A 15,753-nucleotide genomic window follows, 5' to 3' on the forward strand; every position below is an offset into this window, starting at 1 on the left:
ATTCTTCAATTTCCGGCAAATTGACGCTCGAAAAATTGCATCCACCAATCTTCTGGAACGGCTAAACAGGGAAATACGCCGTCGCACTAAAGTCGTAGGCATTTTCCCAAGTATGGATTCCTACATTCGCCTAGTGACCAGCTATCTTATCGAATATAGCGAGGACTGGTCTAGCGGGCGTTCTTATATAAATCCTATGCTTATCAACGAAATTCAACAACAGTTGAGCAAAAGCGCTTAGCTATTTCGGAGTGCGATGGTTTTTGCGAACATTCCTTGACACTATCTAAATTTACGAAAAATATCGCATTAAATAGAATAAAATAAAAGTATACAAAAAACAAAACTGATAAAACTGAAAGAACTTTATTGGAAAAATGTCGTATTGAATAGAAATATAGACTAAACGAGAGGAAATAAAAGAAAGAATGCTGGCAATGCGAGTGGTTGAGAAGATAGGATGGGAGAAGGATTTTGGTTACGTAAGTAGAATTAAGAAAAGACAGAAAAAATATAAAATATTAAAAAATAAAGCTAAATTGCGAAAAAGAAGGTAACCGGGTTGCGCCGGCTTGCCGTATTGCTTTCCGAAGTAAGCGGGAAAGGAGGAACTGAGAAGACGCAGGAAGGCAATGAATAAGGAATACAAGCTGAACCCCCGTTTTATTAAGGAGATGAAATAAGGAAGCAAAGGAGTGTATTGCATGACATGGATTCAGACATACGATCCTCTTGGTAATATTGTTGTCTCTGCTTTAGTAGCGGCTATTCCTCTTTTTATCATTCTCTTTATGTTGGGTGTACAGAGGGCCAAAGGGCATGTGGCGGCTGCGTTTGGCTTAACCTCGGCGGTGCTTGTTGCTATCTTTGCCTGGGGCATGCCTGCAGGCTATGCAATTAATTCTGTATTGTATGGGGCGGCATTTGGTATCTTTCCGATCGTCTGGATTGTTGTAACTGCTATTTGGGTGTACAACATGACCGTGGAGTCCGGTGAATTCGAAATTATTAAAAATTCGTTGGCTTCCATTACTGATGATCGGCGTTTACAGGCCTTATTCATTGCCTTTGCATTTGGGTCCTTTATTGAAGGCACTGCTGGCTTTGGTACTCCGGTAGCTATCACGGCAGCCATGTTGACCGGTTTGGGGTTTAATCCCATCTATGCAGCCGGTATTTGTCTGATTGCCAATACGGCGCCGGTAGCTTTCGGCGCAATCGGGATTCCGGTGGTTGTAGCGGCTCAAGTTGCCAACTTGGATCTGATGCATGTCAGTCAGGTTGTTGGACGCCAGTTGCCGTTCCTGTCCATCTTAGTTCCCTTATGGCTGTGCGTGACTATGGCTGGCTGGAAGCGGGCTATGGAAGTTTTGCCGGCTTTGATTGTAGCTGGCGTTTGCTTCGCAGGCACCCAGTTTTTTACCTCTAACTATGTAAATGCATATCTGCCGGACATTACCTCGGCAGTTGTGACCATTGTCGGTCTCTTAATATTCCTGAAAATCTGGAAACCGGCTACGATCTGGAAATTCCCTGATGAAAAACAAACTGGTGAAGGGAAAGTTGAGCTGCAATACAGCATGGGCGAAGTGCTACGCGCTTGGGCGCCTTACTTGATTTTGGCTCTCTTAGTGTTCTTGTGGGCGGATGATAAGTTTATCGGCCTGAAGAAGGTTCTTGTGAATATCGACAAACAGATGCCATGGTTTGCGCTGCAGTGGCCTGGTTTGCACAACATGGTTATCAAGGCTGCGCCGGTTGTAGCTAAAAATACTCCTTACGGCGCTATTTACACAGTGAATCTTCTGTCAGCGGCAGGTACGGCTATTTTCTTCTCCGGTTTGCTGTCCTTGCTGATCATCCCCAATTATGGCTTGGGACGCGCTATGAGTTGCTTGGCTCGTACCACAAAACAATTGGTTTTCCCGATTTGCACCATTGCTATGATTCTCGGTTTAGCGTATATTATGAACTTCTCGGGCATGAGCTCTACAATGGGCCTTGCTTTCACGAAAACAGGGACGCTCTTCCCATTCTTCTCGCCGATTCTTGGCTGGTTGGGCGTATTCTTGACTGGCTCGGATACGTCGGCGAATGCGCTATTCGGCAGCATGCAGCGTACCGCTGCCGAACAAATTGGCGTAGATCCTTACTTGACGGTAGCTGCTAACTCTTCCGGCGGCGTTTGTGGTAAAATGATTTCTCCCCAAAGTATTTCCGTTGCTACTGCTGCTACCGGTATGGTCGGTCACGAAGGCGATATCTTCCGCTTTACTGTGGGACATAGTATTGCGATGTTGATCTTTATGTCTGTGTTGACGTACTTGCAGGCGTATAGTTTGCATTGGATGCTACCTTAAGGAATTGAAGAAAGAAGGGCGGCAGGCGTAAGCCTGCCGCCCTTCTTAGTTGTCTTTTTTTTAGTTGAACGGTATAATGAAATACATGGATTTACGCAAGCAATAGCAGAGAAGGGTTGTGGCAATATGTTCAGCTTTAGTATGCCTGAACTGGTTTTGATTTTGGTGATTGCTTTGGTGGTTTTTGGACCAGGGAAATTACCGGATGTTGGTAAAGCCTTGGGACGGAGTTTGCAGGAATTTCGTAAAGCAACTACTGTGGCAAGCGAAGAAACAAAACCGGAAGAGTCTAAAACCATTGACGTGAAAGCCGTGGAGAAGGAACAACAGGCACCGGAGAAAAAGTGAGGTTGCGCATGTCCACAGATGATAAAAAACGTGAAGAGGATTCCCAGCCTGCCGTGATCAATACGGAGCCGGAGCCGGTGGAACCGCCGTCTGGCGAAGATGAGATGTCTCTAGTGGGCCATTTGGAAGAATTACGCCGACGGATTTTAATCGTTCTGGCTGCGGTGGCTGTAGGTTCCGGCGCTTGTTATTTTTATGCCGAACAACTGGTGGCCATGATTACGGCGCCAGCGGGGAAATTATATTATTTGAATCCGATGGAAGCCTTTTTTGCTTATTTGAAGGTTTCCGTATTTGCCGGCTTTTTGCTGGCTTTACCTATTGTTTTATACCAGGTATGGGCTTTTGTCGTACCGGCGTTAACACAGAAGGAACGCAAGATGCTGCTGGTGCTGCTTCCTTCTTCTGTGCTGCTGTTTTTTGTCGGTATTTTGTTTTCTTATTTTCTTGTATTACCAGCGGCTACCCAGTTTTTTATGGGCTTTGCCACGGAAACGCTAACACCAATGTTTTCGTTAGGCCAATATCTATCTTTTTTTGTTTCGATGTTATTGCCATTCGGCTTTGTGTTTGAATTACCGTTATTTGTAATTGTTTTAGCAAAAATGGGCATTATTACATCTGCTTTTTTACGTGCGAAACGCAAAGTGGTTTTGGTAGGTTCTTTTATTGTGGGGGCGATTATTTCGCCGACACCGGACGTGTTTACTCAGTCAATGATTGCCATTCCCATTATTCTGCTTTATGAGGCAAGTTTGTGGGTGGTGCGTTATATACTGCGCCGCTGACAAGGAAGATATTGCAGCAGGGAAGAGCATGCGGCGGACGCATTCTTCCCTGCTTTTTAGCGTTGAAGAAGCCATATAGAGCCGAGGAGAAAATGAAAAGCGGTCAATATGGTAGAAATATTGGTTTGGATAGAGAAAGGAGATTGCTTGTGGCCTATAATGATTTACGGGAATTCATTCGTGATCTGGAGCAGCGGGGACTTTTAAAGCGCATTCAGACCGAAGTGGATTGTGATTTGGAGATTACGGAAATAACTGATCGCGTTTCTAAGATGACCGGGGAAAAGAATGTAGCGTTGCTCTTTGAAAATGTTAAAGGGCATACTGCGCCGGTCTTGATGAATGCTTTTGGCAGTATGGAGCGCATGGCTTTAGCGTTGGGAGCGGAAAAACTTGACGATATTGCCGAGGATATTGCGGAAATTTTTCGATTGCCTCATATTTCTTTGCAAAACAAGCTTGATTTATTAAAGCTGATTCCGAAAGCGAAAAGCGCCATCAATTTTCCGAAGTATGTAAAAACAGGCCCCTGTAAAGAAGTCATTATTAAAGATGCGCCGACGTTGGAAGCGTTTCCTATTTTGCAATGTTGGCCAGACGATGCTGGTAAATTTATTACGTTGCCGTTGGTTTTTACCAAAAATCCTCGCAATGGCAAGCGCAATGTAGGCATGTACCGCATGCAGGTGTTTGACGGTCAGACGACAGGCATGCATTGGCATATTCATAAAAATGGCGCTGAAAATTTCCGGGCTCACCAGGAATTGGGCAAAGACCGCATTGAGGTGGCCGTAGCCATTGGAGCGGATCCGGTACTGACGTATTGCGCAACGGCTCCCTTGCCGAAGGATATCGATGAAATGGTATTTGCCGGCTTTTTGCGCAAAAAAGCCGTGGAACTGGTAAAATGTGAGACTGTAGACTTAGAAGTGCCGGCGCATGCGGAAATTATCCTGGAAGGCTACGTGCTGCTGGATGAGCTGCGCCGCGAAGGGCCTTTTGGAGACCACACGGGCTATTATTCACTGGCTGACGAATATCCTGTATTTCATATTACCTGCATTACCCATCGGAAGAATCCCATCTATCCGGCGACGATTGTAGGCAAACCTCCCATGGAGGACTGCTATATGGCCAAGGCGACAGAACGAATTTTCCTGCCTGTATTGAAGTCGCAGCTCCCGGAGATTGTGGATATCAATCTGCCTTTGGCAGGGGTGTTCCACAATTGCGCCATGATTTCCATTAAGAAGAGCTTCCCGCAGCACGCTAAGAAGGTAATGCACGCTGTCTGGGGCATGGGGCAGATGATGTTTACCAAGATGGTGATCATTGTGGATGAGCATGTTAATGTCCAAGATGAGCAGGAGGTTTGGTGGCGCGTATTTAACAATATTGACGCTCGGCGCGATATTGTGATGGTGGACGGGCCGCTGGACGTGTTGGATCATTCGTCTCCTATGCCGAATTGGGGGACTAAGGTTGGCATTGACGCTACCAAGACCTGGCCTTCGGAAGGGTACAGCCGCGAATGGCCGGATGAAATTGTTATGTCAGAAGAGGTAAAAAAACGAGTTGATGCGAAATGGAAGGAATTGAATCTTGAGTAAGATAAAAGCGCACATGGATAACATTGCCTTGTCGCACTCGGTATTCGCGCTGCCTTTCGCTTACATGGGATTGGTCTTGGCCTCGGGAGGCTGGCCTTCAGGCAGCGATCTTTTGTGGGTGACCGTCGCCATGGTGGGCGCCCGCAGTGCGGCATTGGCTTTGAACAACTTGATTGATCTAAAGTATGATCGCCTGCATCCGCGCTTTAAGGCTCGGCCAATGGTAACCGGCGCGGTGAAGCCTTGGGAAGCGGTATTGTTGATTGCGGTCAGTCTGGCGGTGTTCTTTTTTGCCGCCAGTCATTTGCATCCGATTTGCATTCCTTTAGCGCCGGTAGCGGTGATTCCGTTTACTCTGTATCCTTATATGAAGCGTATTTCCTGGACCTGTCATTTGGTGTTGGGACTGGCTCTTTCGATTGCGCCTATTGGCGCTTGGATGGCGGTAAAGGGCGAACTGACTGCGGCAATTGTGATTTTAGGCTTGGCGGTAGCAATTTGGATTGCCGCCTTTGATGTGATTTACGGCAGCCAGGATGTGCTTTTTGATGGACGGCAGCGTCTGCATTCCATGCCGCTGCGCTTTGGCTTGCGGAGGGCGCTATTTTTTGCCAAGCTGATGCATGGACTAAGTATTTTGTGCTTTCTTCTTGCGGGAGCGCTATTTTCTTTAGCCTGGCCCTATTACATAGGAGTGGCTTGCGCCGCAGCGGTGTTGGTATACCAGCATCGGCTGGTGGAACCGGATGATTTAAGTCGGGTGACGCAAGCGTATTTTATGCGTAATGGTCTGGTGAGTATTTTGGTGTTTATTTTCACGCTCATAAGTCTTTATATGTAGAAAAAGGAGGCTTGACCATGACCGCTCGTGTTTTGTCAGGCAAAGAATTTGCCCTGCAGATTAAAGAAGAAGTACGGCGGGATGCGGCGGCGCTGCTGGAAAAGACCGGTGTGATTCCTGGCTTGACAGTAGTGTTGGTTGGTGAGGATGCGGCATCCCAGGTATATGTGAACAACAAGCATAAGGCTTGTTTAGAGCTTGGCATTCGTTCGGATATTGTGCGTTTGCCGGGAACAGCAAGCAAGGAAGAATTACTTGCTGTTATTGAACTCTTGAATCAAGATAAGACAGTGCATGGAATTTTAGTGCAGCTACCTTTGCCGAAAGCGCTGCGAGCAGTAGAACAGGAAGTATTGCTGGCTATCGATCCGGCCAAGGATGTCGATGGTTTTCACCCGCTTAATGCGGGGCGGCTAGCGGTGGGAGACGAGCATCTCGTACCGTGTACGCCTGCTGGCTGTGTGAAAATGCTGGAGATGGCTGGGGTGGAAATTCAAGGTAAGCATGCCGTCGTTATTGGACGTAGCAACATTGTAGGGAAACCAATGGCGCAATTGCTGTTGGCCCGGAATGCCACGGTAACCATCTGCCATTCCCGCACGAAGGATTTGGCGGCTATGGCTCGTCAAGCGGACATTTTGGTAGCCGCTGTGGGTAAAACGCATTTTGTTACGGCAGACATGGTGAAGAGCGGCGCTGTAGTGATCGACGTAGGCATCAACCGTCTGCCAAACGGCAAGTTGGCGGGAGATGTTGATTTTGAGAAGGTGCAGCAAGTTGCAGGAGCTATTACGCCTGTGCCTGGCGGCGTAGGATTGTTGACGATTGCTATGCTGCTGGCCAATACGGTGAAGGCGGCGCAGTTGGCGGCACAGTAAGAAGCGATTTTGGAGGAGGGTATTGCAGTGAAGAGTGATGTGGAAATTGCCCAAGAGGCAATTATGAAACCTATCGCAGAAGTAGCGCAGCATCTGGGGATTCCCGAAGAAGGGCTGGAGTTGTACGGGCGTTATAAAGCCAAGTTGTCCAGAGAAGCTTGGGAAGCGGTACAAAATCGTCCTGATGGCAAATTGGTGTTGGTGACAGCCATCAATCCGACTCCGGCTGGAGAAGGGAAAACTACGACAACCGTTGGCCTGGGAGATGCTTTGAAGCGTTTGGGTCATAAGGTGGCCATCGCTTTGCGCGAGCCGTCGTTGGGGCCTTGTTTCGGAATTAAAGGCGGCGCCGCTGGCGGCGGTTATGCCCAGGTTGTGCCGATGGAAGACATTAACCTGCATTTTACCGGTGATTTTCACGCCATTACTTCAGCGCATAACCTGTTGGCAGCTGTTCTTGACAACCATATTCATCAAGGTAATGAGCTGAATATTGACCCGCGGCGCATTACTTGGCGGCGCGTGCTGGATTTAAATGATCGGGCGCTGCGCAGCGTGATTTGCGGCCTTGGGGGCAAGGTCCACGGCGTGCCGCGTGAAAGCGGTTTTGACATTACCGTGGCTTCGGAGATGATGGCTATCTTGTGTTTAGCCAGCGATCTGGAGGACATGAAGGAACGTATTGGCCGGATTATTGTGGGATATACGTACGATAATAAGCCGGTCACAGCAGCGCAGCTTAACGTGACCGGTGCGCTGACGCTATTGTTCAAGGACGCCATTAAACCAAACATGGTACAGACGCTGGAACATACACCTGCTTTTGTACATGGCGGTCCCTTTGCCAATATTGCTCATGGCTGCAATAGCGTGATGGCGACGAAATACGCCTTGAAGCTGGCGGATGTAGTGGTAACGGAAGCTGGTTTTGGCGCCGATTTGGGGGCCGAAAAGTTTTTGGATATCAAGTGCCGCTTTGCCGGCCTGCGTCCAAGCGCCACAGTTATTGTGGCGACTGTACGAGCCCTCAAAATGCATGGCGGCGTGGCGAAAGAAGAACTGGGCCAAGAAAACCTAACGGCTTTGGAAGCCGGCATGGCCAACTTGACGAAGCATATTGAAAACATGAAAAAATACGGTCTGCCGACGGTGGTAGCCATTAATGCGTTCCCGACGGATACGACGGCGGAATTAGCCAGAGTGGAAGAATGCTGCAAAAAGCTGGGCGCTGAAGTGGCTTTATCCGAGGTTTGGGCTAAAGGCGGCGCTGGCGGCGAAGAGCTGGCCAAGAAAGTATTGGCAGCCTGCGAACAGCCTAGCAACTTCAAACTGCTTTATGATGCAGCGCAGCCGATTAAAGAAAAAATTGCCGCCATTGCCAAAGAAATCTATGGAGCGGCGGATGTAAACTATACAGCGGCGGCGGATAAGGCCATTGCCGAGCTGAATGCACTGGGCTATGATAAGACCCCGATTTGCATGGCGAAGACCCAGTATTCTTTGTCTGACGATATGCGCAAGCTGGGACGGCCGGAAGGCTTTACTATTACCGTACGGGAAGTGCGCGTGGCCGCTGGGGCTGGCTTTTTGGTGGCCCTCACCGGCGACATCATGACCATGCCGGGGCTGCCAAAGCGTCCGGCGGCGGAACGCATGGATATCGATGTGAAGGGCCGCATCAGCGGTTTGTTCTAAAATTCGAAGGAGGAAGAGCATGTACCAGATTGTACGTAAAGAAAGTCTGTCTGCTGACGTCAAGCTTTTTGAAGTTGCGGCGCCGCGCATTGCCAAGAAAGCGCAGCCTGGGCAATTTGTCATTGTCCGTGTGGACGAAGAAGGGGAGCGCATTCCTCTGACGATTGCCGATTTTAACCGCGAAGCCGGCACGATTGTGCTGATTTTTCAAGAAGTGGGCGCTAGCACCCGACTGATGGGACAATTAGAGCAGGGCCAGAGCCTGCATGATTTAGTAGGGCCTTTGGGACAAAAAACACATATCGAAAAGCTGGGGACGGTTATTTGCGTAGGCGGCGGTATTGGCGTAGCGCCTGTATATCCCATTGCCAGGGGGATGAAACAAGCTGGGAACGAAGTGATTTCCATCATTGGCGCTCGCAACAAGGATCTCTTGATTTATGAAAAAGAAATGGCTGCGGTCAGTGATGAATTGGTGGTCACTACGGATGACGGCTCTTATGGCGAAGCTGGCCGTGTAACAGGTCCCTTGCAGCGGCTCTTGGAGTCCGGCAAGAAAATTGACTTGGTTATGGCTATCGGACCCGTCATTATGATGAAAAGCGTAGCGGAAACCACTCGTTCCTTTGGCGTGCCGACGGTTGTCAGCCTCAATCCAGTTATGGTCGACGGCACTGGCATGTGCGGCGGCTGCCGTGTGTCCCTAGGGGATGAAGTTAAATTTGCCTGTGTAGACGGACCGGAATTTGACGCCCATAAGGTTGATTTTGACGCGCTCATGTCCAGACAACGCATGTATAAGAGCCAGGAAGCTCGCCATACAGAACACAGCTGCGGCGGCCACGGTCATCATGAAGGAGGGCAATGCCAATGTCACTCTCGCTGAAAAAAACGCCTATGCCGGAACAAGACGCCATAGAGCGCGGCCGCAACTTCAAAGAAGTGACGTTGGGGTATTCTGAAGAACAGGCCTTGACCGAAGCGGCGCGCTGTTTGCAGTGCAAAACCGCTCCTTGTCGTCAGGGATGTCCGGTGGGAGTCGATATTCCCGGATTTATCGGCAAGCTGAAAACCGGCGACGTTGTTGGGGCCAGGGAAGTGCTGAAAGAATATAATGGTTTGCCAGCTGTTTGCGGCCGCGTCTGCCCGCAGGAAGAACAGTGCGAAAAGTACTGCGTCTTGGCGAAAAAAGGCGAGGCTGTTGGTATTGGCCGTTTGGAACGCTATACGGCTGACACGGTACGCAGCCAGGATGAACCGCAAGAAGAGACGGCTGCGGCTGACGCTCAGAAAGTCGCTGTCATCGGTTCAGGACCGGCGGGCTTGACCGCTGCTGGCGAAATGGCCAAGCGCGGCTATAAGGTGACGGTATTTGAAGCCTTGCACCGTCCGGGAGGCGTGCTGGTGTATGGCATTCCAGAATTTCGCCTGCCTAAAGAAGAAGTGGTTCAAGCAGAAATTGACGCCTTGCGGAAACTGGGCGTGGATATTGAAGTCAATGTCGTTATCGGCCAGACTTATACTATTGACGAGCTGATGGAAGAAGAGGGCTTTGAAGCTGTGTTTATTGCTACTGGCGCAGGGCTGCCTCATTTTATGGGTATTCCCGGAGAACAGTACAATGGCGTTTATTCGGCTAATGAGTTTTTGACCCGCTGCAATTTGATGAAAGCCTACCGTTTTCCCGAATGCGCTACCCCCATTCACGTGGGACGCCGCGTCGCCGTTGTCGGCGGCGGCAATGTAGCCATGGACGCCGCTCGTACGGCGCTGCGCCTGGGAGCGGAGAAGGTTTATATCGTCTATCGCCGTTCCGAAGCCGAACTGCCGGCGCGTTTGGAAGAAGTGCATCATGCCAAAGAAGAAGGCATTGATTTTCAGCTTCTCAACAATCCGGTGGAAATCTTGGGCGATGCTGAAGGCTGGGTACGCCAATTGCGTTGCATCCGCATGACTTTGGGCGAGCCGGACGCCTCAGGACGCAGACGTCCGGAAGCGGTACCAGGTTCGGAGTTTGAGCTGGATGTAGATACGGTGATCATGGCCATCGGCCAGGGCCCGAATCCGCTGGTGCAGCAGACAACCAAAGGTCTGGAAGTCAACCGCCGCGGTAATATTGTAGCTGACGCGGAAACCGGCGCTACCAGCCGCGAAGGCGTTTTTGCCGGTGGTGACGTTGTCACCGGCGCTGCGACAGTTATTTTGGCCATGGGGGCCGGCAAAAAAGCCGCCGCCGCCATGGATGAGTATCTGAAAAGCAAACGCAAATAATATAGACATAAAAAACACCATTGGAGGACCTTGCGGTCAGCCAATGGTGTTTTTGATACTATACCAGAATTTATAAGCTTTTACGGATGAAAATCCTAAATTTTCCAAGGACTAGGAAGTTCTGTATAAACGGCAGCATATCCAACCCCGTTGGCTTTCTTGATTCCTACTTCAGCACTGCGCCGCTGTTGGCCGAGGTGACCATGCGAGCGTAGCGGACCAGGTAGCCTTTGTCCACTTTAGGAGCTGGCGGCTGCCAGGCAGCCTTGCGCTTGGCCATTTCGTCATCGCTAATCGCTACATTCAGCTTGCGGCCAGGGATGTCGATTTCAATGGTGTCACCGTTTTGGACAAAAGCTAAGGGGCCTCCGTCTCGGGCTTCCGGGGAAATATGGCCGATGCAGGCGCCGCGGGTCGCGCCGCTGAAGCGGCCGTCCGTCAAGAGCGCTACCTTGAGACCCATGCCGGCGATAACGGCGGTGGGGTTGAGCATTTCTCGCATACCCGGGCCGCCTTTGGGGCCTTCGTAGCGGATGATGACGACGTCGCCGTTCTGGACTTTTTTGGCGATAATGGCATCGATTGCGTCTTCTTCGGAATCAAAGCATTTGGCAGGGCCGGTGAAGTTAAGCATATCCGGCGCTACGGCGCTTTCCTTGACGACCGCGGTATCTGGGGCTAAGTTGCCCTTGAGAATGGCGATGCCGCCTTTGTTCATGTAAGGATCTTCGACGGTACGAATGACATCAGGCCGTAAGATGACTGCCTGTGCTACACGTTCACCCATCGTGCCGTCAACAGTGCGGGCAGTTAAATCGATGACATTCTTTTTAGCCAGCTCTTTAATAACGGCGTTGATGCCCCCGGCTTCGTTCAGATCCTGCAGATGATGGCTGCCGGCAGGGCTGAGTTTGGCGATGTACGGCGTTTTGGCGCTAATTTGGTCAAAGGTTTCCGGCGCCAAGGGAACACCGGCTTCGTGGGCGATAGCCAGCAAATGCAGGACGGTGTTGGAGGAGCCGCCAATGCCCATGTCGACGGCAATAGCGTTGTGGAAAGCGGCAGGCGTTAAGATATCGCGCGGTTTGATGTCGTTAGCCACCAAATCTAAGATGACTTTGCCGGCTTTTTTTGCCAGCAAACGTCGTTGTCCGTTATAGACGGCTGGAATCGTGCCATTCCCGGGCAGGCCCATGCCAAGTACTTCTGTTAGGCAGTTCATGCTGTTGGCGGTGAAGAGGCCCGCACAGGAACCGCAGCCGGGACAGCCGGAGGCTTCGAGATCCTCTAACTCTTCGGCGGAAATTTTACCGGCCTCAAAACGGCCGGCAGCCTCAAAGAGATTGCTGACGCTGATATCCTTGCCTTGATGGCGGCCAGCTAGCATAGGACCGCCGCTGACGACGACCGAAGGAATATTCAAGCGAGCGGCAGCCATGAGCATGCCTGGAACAATTTTGTCACAGTTAGGAATGAGTACCAGACCATCGAAACCGTGAGCGGTTGCTACGGATTCAATGGAATCGGCAATAAGCTCTCGGCTGGCCAAGGGGAATTTCATGCCGTCATGGCCCATGGCAATGCCATCACAGATGCCGATAGCTGGAAATTCCATGGGAGTACCGCCGGCGGCCAAAACCCCCTGCTTGGCTGCTTCGGCAATTTCACGCAAATGCATGTGACCGGGAATGATTTCATTAAAGGAATTGACAATGCCGATGAGAGGCTTTTTCAGCTCATCAGGACCAAAGCCCATAGCATAAAAGAGAGTACGATGGGCGGCACGGGTGGAACCTTTTTTTACAATATCACTGCGCAAGAAAAGCTCACTCCTTTTCCTCTTGAGAGGTCTTTTGTTAAGATCATACACTGGAAAAATACATAATGCAAGATTGAAAAGCCTGAAAGTTATTGTAAGTAAAGCGGTGTTGACAAGGAATAAGCAAGCAGGTATGATAAAAATAATTGCATAGAAAGTGAAGATGGGAAGAGTAGACGTCGAATTGCGGTCAGAGAAAAGACCCTTGGCTGGAAGGTCTTACGGAAACGATGGTTGAAGGTCCTCCCGGAGCTGCTGCGCTGAACCCAATAGTAGGCGCAGCCGTCGGCGGCTATGTTACAGCCGTTAGAGTCCGGGGCGACCCGGAGAAGCAAGGTGGTACCGCGAAATGAGGCTTTTTCGTCCTTACAAAAAGGATGAAAAGGCCTTTTATTGTTGAAAGGGGAACAGGCATGACAGAGAAAAACTTATCCAGTGTGTATGATCCCAAGGGTGTCGAAGAAAAATGGTATACAGCTTGGGAAAAAGAAGGCTGCTTTCATGCAGAAGCTAATGAACAAAAAGATGCTTTCAGTATTGTAATTCCACCGCCTAATGTAACGGGGCAGTTGCATATGGGGCATGCTCTTGATAATACGTTGCAGGATATTTTAATTCGTTGGCATCGGATGCGCGGCGACGACACTCTTTGGATGCCCGGCACTGACCATGCAGGCATTGCTACCCAAATTAAAGTGGAAGAGATGCTGAAAAAAGAAGAAGGCAAAAGCCGTTATGATCTAGGGCGTGATGCTTTCATTGAACGCGTTTGGGAATGGAAACAGCAGTATGGCGACCGTATTACTAGGCAACTGCGGAGCTTGGGAGCTTCCTGTGATTGGGAGCGGGAACGCTTTACGATGGATGAAGGATGTTCTCAAGCTGTTCGGGAGGTCTTTGTTTCTCTATATGAAAAGGGGCTGATTTATCAAGGACACCGCATTACCAATTGGTGTGTGCGTTGTCATACGGCTTTAAGCGATATTGAAGTAGAGCATGAGGAAAAAGAAGGTCATTTGTATCATCTGCGCTATGAAGTGGAAGGTGAAGCCGGCCGTCACGTGATCATTGCCACCACGCGTCCTGAGACCATGTTGGGCGATACGGCGGTGGCGGTGCATCCGGACGATGCGCGTTACAAGGATTTAATCGGCAAAACTTTGATTCTGCCGGTGGTGAATCGTCGCATTCCTCTTTTAGCGGATGACTATGTTGATCCTTCCTTTGGTACAGGGGCTGTAAAAATTACGCCAGCCCATGATCCTAACGATTTTGAGATGGGGCAGCGTCACAAACTGGAACAGGTTGTAGTTATTGGACCCGAAGGAAATATGACCGAAGAGGCTGGTAAATACGCCGGACAGGATCGTTACGAGTGTCGCAAAGAGCTTTTGGCGGACTTGGAAGCGATGGGCGTTTTGGTTAAGGTAGAAAGCCATCCGCATGCAGTGGGCCATTGCCAGCGCTGCGGAACCGTTGTGGAGCCATTGGTATCTAAACAGTGGTTTGTGAAAATGGAACCATTGGCGAAACCGGCGATGGAAGTAGTTCGGGATGGTCGGGTGCAGTTTGTGCCGGAGCGTTTCAGTCGCACTTATTTGAACTGGTTGGAAAACATCCGCGACTGGTGTATTTCCCGGCAAATTTGGTGGGGACACCGCATTCCCGCTTGGTACTGCGAAAGCTGCGGCAAAACCATTGTTTCCCGGGATGATCTGACAGTTTGCCCGCATTGCGGCGGCGCTGTCGAGCAGGATCCAGACGTGCTGGATACGTGGTTTAGCTCCGCGTTATGGCCTTTTTCTACGATGGGGTGGCCGGAAAACACTGTGGAGTTGCGGCAGTTTTATCCCACAAGCGTGTTGGTAACCGGTTATGATATTATTTTCTTCTGGGTAGCGCGGATGATTATGATGGGCCTAGAATTCAAGCAGGAAATTCCTTTCCATCATGTCTTCATTCATGGTTTGGTGCGCGACAGCCAGGGACGAAAAATGTCCAAGTCGTTGGGGAATGGCATTGATCCGCTGGAAGTAGTGGAGAAGTATGGCGCCGATACGCTGCGCTTTATGCTGATTACAGGCAACACGCCTGGCAATGATATGCGTTTTTATTGGGAGCGGGTGGAAGCCAGCCGTAACTTCGCCAATAAAATTTGGAACGCTTCCCGCTTTGTGCTGATGAACCTGGAAGGCTTTAACGGCCAGGCGCCGCAGGCGGAACAGCTGACCTTGGCGGATCGCTGGATTCTCAGCCGCTATGACAAAGTGGCTAAAGCGGTGACCGATAACCTGGGCCGCTTCGAACTGGGAGAGGCAGCTCGCTTGGTGTATGAATTCCTTTGGGGCGAGTACTGCGATTGGTATATTGAAATGGCGAAGCCGCGTTTGTACAACAAGGAAGAAGCGGAGCAGCGCGCGGTGGCCCAGTATGTGTTATGGGAGGTTCTGGAAGGAACCATGCGTCTGCTGCATCCTTTCATGCCTTTTATTACCGAAGAAATCTGGCAGCATCTGCCTCATGAAGGCAGCAGCATTATGAAAGCCTCTTGGCCTTCTGCGCAGACGGAACGGAATGATGCCGCGGCAGAAACGCAGATGAACCTGATCATGGAGGCCGTCAAAGGCATACGTAACATGCGGGCGGAAATGAATGTGCCACCGGGACGGCGCAGCGAAGTGATTCTGCAGGCAGGCAGTGAAGATGTGCGCAGCGTGCTGCAGCAAAACGAAGGATATTTCCGTCAATTGGCGGCGGCAGAGCCTGTGACCTTGCCGGCAGTGGGCGCGGAAAAACCGGAGAACGCGATGGCGACTGTGGTAGCTGGGCTGGAAGTATACCTGCCGCTTAAGGGCTTGATTGACGTAGAAAAAGAAACGGCCCGCCTCTCGAAAGAGCGTGAAGCTCTGACCAAGGAACTAGCGAGGATTACCGGCAAGCTTGGCAACGAAGGCTTTATGGCTAAAGCACCGGCGGCGGTAGTTGAAAAAGAACGCGCTAAAGCGCAAGAGTGCGAGGAAAAATTAGGCGCAATCCGCGAACGCATGGACTATTTAGCAACGTTGTAATCTACGGAGTTCTACAATGCGCCGCTGCCCCCTCTGGTGGCAGCGGCGTTAGTTTTAAGGGAAAGCATTGCTTTA

At 50.3% G+C, this 15,753-nt stretch carries 12 protein-coding genes and 1 other annotated feature; of the genes, 11 read left to right on the plus strand and 1 reads right to left on the minus strand.

Annotated elements, in window-relative coordinates; all coding sequences use genetic code 11:
* The 10 genes from C508_RS18250 to gltA all read left to right on the plus strand — a co-directional run.
* Positions 1 to 241: transposase (locus tag C508_RS18250; protein WP_018703249.1), on the plus strand; the 241-nt coding region annotated here is incomplete at its 5' end.
* A 463-nt stretch (positions 242 to 704) separates the two neighbouring features.
* Positions 705 to 2,360, plus strand: a complete 1,656-nt coding sequence (locus tag C508_RS0109745) for an L-lactate permease (RefSeq protein WP_018703374.1) — start codon at positions 705 to 707, stop codon at positions 2,358 to 2,360.
* Positions 2,361 to 2,486: 126 nt separating this feature from the next.
* Positions 2,487 to 2,708, plus strand: a complete 222-nt coding sequence (locus C508_RS0109750) for a twin-arginine translocase TatA/TatE family subunit (protein ID WP_018703375.1) — start codon at positions 2,487 to 2,489, stop codon at positions 2,706 to 2,708.
* Between the two features lie 8 nt (positions 2,709 to 2,716).
* Entirely contained in the window at positions 2,717 to 3,496 is a 780-nt protein-coding gene (gene tatC, locus C508_RS0109755; protein WP_018703376.1) for a twin-arginine translocase subunit TatC, read from the plus strand.
* Positions 3,497 to 3,645: 149 nt separating this feature from the next.
* Positions 3,646 to 5,106, plus strand: coding sequence for a menaquinone biosynthesis decarboxylase (locus C508_RS0109760; RefSeq protein WP_018703377.1), 1,461 nt, complete (start codon positions 3,646 to 3,648; stop codon positions 5,104 to 5,106).
* Positions 5,099 to 5,947, plus strand: coding sequence for a UbiA-like polyprenyltransferase (locus C508_RS0109765; protein WP_018703378.1), 849 nt, complete (start codon positions 5,099 to 5,101; stop codon positions 5,945 to 5,947). Before C508_RS0109760 ends, C508_RS0109765 begins: the two co-directional genes overlap by 8 nt.
* 17 nt (positions 5,948 to 5,964) lie before the next feature.
* Positions 5,965 to 6,825: a bifunctional methylenetetrahydrofolate dehydrogenase/methenyltetrahydrofolate cyclohydrolase FolD gene (folD, locus tag C508_RS0109770; protein WP_018703379.1), complete on the plus strand. Its 861-nt coding sequence runs from the start codon at positions 5,965 to 5,967 to the stop codon at positions 6,823 to 6,825.
* A 27-nt stretch (positions 6,826 to 6,852) separates the two neighbouring features.
* Positions 6,853 to 8,520, plus strand: a complete 1,668-nt coding sequence (locus C508_RS0109775) for a formate--tetrahydrofolate ligase (RefSeq protein WP_018703380.1) — start codon at positions 6,853 to 6,855, stop codon at positions 8,518 to 8,520.
* 19 nt (positions 8,521 to 8,539) lie between these two features.
* A complete protein-coding gene (locus tag C508_RS0109780; protein ID WP_018703381.1) occupies positions 8,540 to 9,406 on the plus strand; it encodes a sulfide/dihydroorotate dehydrogenase-like FAD/NAD-binding protein in 867 nt (288 codons plus the stop codon).
* Positions 9,391 to 10,791, plus strand: a complete 1,401-nt coding sequence (gene gltA, locus C508_RS0109785) for an NADPH-dependent glutamate synthase (protein ID WP_018703382.1) — start codon at positions 9,391 to 9,393, stop codon at positions 10,789 to 10,791. The genes C508_RS0109780 and gltA overlap by 16 nt, the downstream gene beginning before the upstream one ends.
* A gap of 166 nt (positions 10,792 to 10,957) precedes the next feature.
* Here gltA and ilvD read toward each other — a convergent pair whose 3' ends face one another.
* The gene (gene ilvD, locus C508_RS0109790; RefSeq protein WP_018703383.1) at positions 10,958 to 12,610 is read right to left on the minus strand and encodes a dihydroxy-acid dehydratase; all 1,653 of its coding nucleotides are present in this window, start codon (positions 12,608 to 12,610) and stop codon (positions 10,958 to 10,960) included.
* A gap of 151 nt (positions 12,611 to 12,761) precedes the next feature.
* Positions 12,762 to 12,981, plus strand: a binding site (T-box leader).
* Positions 12,982 to 13,023: 42 nt separating this feature from the next.
* Here ilvD and C508_RS0109795 point away from each other — a divergent pair.
* Entirely contained in the window at positions 13,024 to 15,678 is a 2,655-nt protein-coding gene (locus tag C508_RS0109795) for a valine--tRNA ligase (RefSeq protein ID WP_018703384.1), read from the plus strand.
* Positions 15,679 to 15,753: the final 75 nt, after the last annotated feature.

The organism is Anaeromusa acidaminophila DSM 3853, from assembly GCF_000374545.1.
Taxonomy (GTDB): Bacteria; Bacillota; Negativicutes; order Anaeromusales; family Anaeromusaceae; genus Anaeromusa; species Anaeromusa acidaminophila.